This window comes from Caballeronia sp. LZ003 (assembly GCF_031451465.1).
Lineage (GTDB): Bacteria > Pseudomonadota > Gammaproteobacteria > Burkholderiales > Burkholderiaceae > Caballeronia.
In genome coordinates, this window is sequence record NZ_JARUXJ010000019.1 from 1 (window position 1) to 2,158 (window position 2,158).

Sequence of the window (2,158 nt, forward strand, 5' to 3'; positions counted from 1 at the left end):
GGTGTAAAAGCGTCGCACCGTAGCCACGACTTCAGAGCCGACGTCCCTGCCCTCCAGGAAATCATCGATATTCTCATAGCTGATGCCATAGCTGTCTTCATCGGGACGCTGTGGCGTGAGTGTTTCCAGGTCGGCAGTCGGAACTTTGCTGACAAGCCGTTCTTCTGCGCCCATCGACCGCGCCAGTGCCCTCACACGTCGCTTGGTCAGACCCGAAAGGGGCAAAACATCGGCCGCCCCGTCACCATATTTAGTGAAAAAGCCCATTAACGATTCGGCGGCGTGGTCAGTGCCGATTACCACGCCCTGTCGAGCGCCTGCGATTGCATACTGAGAAATCATTCGCTCGCGGGCCTTAATGTTGCCCAGCACAAAGTCCCTTTGATAGTCATCAACATATTGAGCGCCCGCGTGTTCGAGCGATAGGAGCATCTCGTCAGCCGAGCCTTGGATATTGACGGTGAGCACTTCGTCGGGTCGAACGAATTCCAGTGCGTGTTGGGCGTCATGCTCATCGCGTTGAACCCCATACGGCAATCTGACGGCAACAAAATGTGCTTCATATCGGCGTGCCCGAAGGCGTTCAACGCTCAACTGCGCTAATCGGCCGGCAACCAAAGAGTCGACACCCCCACTGATCCCGAGCACATATGTTCTCAAGCCTTGCGAGGCGAGGTAGTTCGACAAGAATGTCACGCGTCGCTCACGCTCAAGGTCTTCGTCGAAATCTTGTGGAACGTTGAGCTCGGTGATCACTTCCTTTTGCCAAGCTCTCCAATCGTTATCTTCTTGCTGCATTTCGAACTCCTATGAGCTGCTCGACAGGCCGTTGAAGTGGTGTTCGATGCGTGACAAGGCGTAGAGCGCCGCAGCACGTCTAACGTCGTTACGTTCGCCGTTGAAAATCTTCGTTTCAGTCACGCACTCGATCTTGCCATTTTGGAACTTGAACGCCCACCCGAAACACTGGGTACCGGGTGCGGGAACATCACCCGCGTTTCCATCGGCCACCCCCGTATTGGAAACAGAAACATCTGCACAACACGCCTCAAGGCGAAGTGCCCCTTCTGCCATCTCCTTTGCGACTTCTTCACTGGTCAAGCCGTACCTGTCCATTGTCGACTCCTGAACGTCGAGGAATCCCGCTTTACCGGAAGGCGAATAGGTAATGAAGCCAACATCCAGGCAGGCACCGCTGCCTGGCACCGACGATATAAGCGATGCAATTAAGCCTGCAGTACAGGACTCGGCGGTAGCCAGCTTGAGACCTCGTGAAGTTAAGAACGAAACGACCTGCCTCGGGATATCCATGTATCTGTCTCTCTGACTTCTTGAATTAATTTCCGTCCTGCGCGTACATTCGAGCAATCGGTACACCAGCTGCCATGCAAGGGATTAACCAACGAAGTGATGCTGGCGACGACGCGGGATCGTGGATGGCCTGGGTCACATCCGTCAATGCGGGAAGTTGACGAAGATCCGGCCCGTCGGCGAGACCGTTACACCCGTGAACTGATGTTCGAATTACGCGACCAGTCGCAGCCGCGCGCACTCGCGGCTGCATCGCCCTGTGGCTCTTGTGCGAGCGAGGATCGCGCGACGAATGCGAATGCGAGGCTTGCGGCGGCGGTACTGCGACTCAGTCGGTGCGTGATCAGCTCCTAATTGGTCAATAGGCGTCGCGCGTCTGGCGCACGTAGCGCCGCGCCATCATCACGAGCAGCACGGCAGCCGCTCCGGCAAATGCAGCCCGCGCGCCCGCCGGTTGCAGCCGCGCGTCGGTGTACAGGCTGAATTCGCGTACGCGGCCATTCTTGCCCGAGCGTTCCCGCAAGTCGCCGCCGCGTTCGTAGAGCGCGTCGCCGCTTTGTTTGGGTTCGCCCTTCGATTGCGCCTTCACGCCAAGCAGGCTCGTGATTGCGTCATAGAGACGCGGCGCGCGTTGGCCGAAGCCCGCCATCGCGCGCGACGCGCCGCCAACATAAATGTCGCGCTCCGGATGCACGGCCGCGTGAAGGATCGCCTTTGCGACGATATCCGGCGCATAGACCGGCGGCGGCAGCTTCGGCTCTTCGTCAAGGTAATTCTTCGCATGCTCTACGAACAACGTGTCGATGCCCGCCGGTTTGATAAGCGTCACCGAAACGGGCACCTTTTC

Annotated in this window: 2 protein-coding genes and 1 pseudogene; all 3 read right to left on the reverse strand. The window is 57.9% G+C overall.

Annotation, left to right across the window (positions count from 1 at the left end; translation table 11 throughout):
* On the reverse strand, nucleotides 1-798 hold a 798-nt coding region (nadE, locus tag QCE79_RS32440), incomplete at its 3' end, for an ammonia-dependent NAD(+) synthetase (protein ID WP_309851410.1).
* A 9-nt stretch (nucleotides 799-807) separates the two neighbouring features.
* On the reverse strand, nucleotides 808-1,311 hold the full coding sequence (locus QCE79_RS32445; protein ID WP_309851412.1) for a CinA family protein: 504 nt from the start codon (nucleotides 1,309-1,311) through the stop codon (nucleotides 808-810).
* Nucleotides 1,312-1,669: 358 nt separating this feature from the next.
* Nucleotides 1,670-2,158: pseudogene (locus tag QCE79_RS32450) on the reverse strand (short-chain dehydrogenase); the annotation flags it as partial.

Bases quoted from the DNA above. Each gene is read 5' to 3' on its own strand.
- QCE79_RS32445 (WP_309851412.1), bottom strand. From the start codon at position 1,311: ATGGATATCCCGAGGCAGGTCGTTTCGTTCTTAACTTCACGAGGTCTC.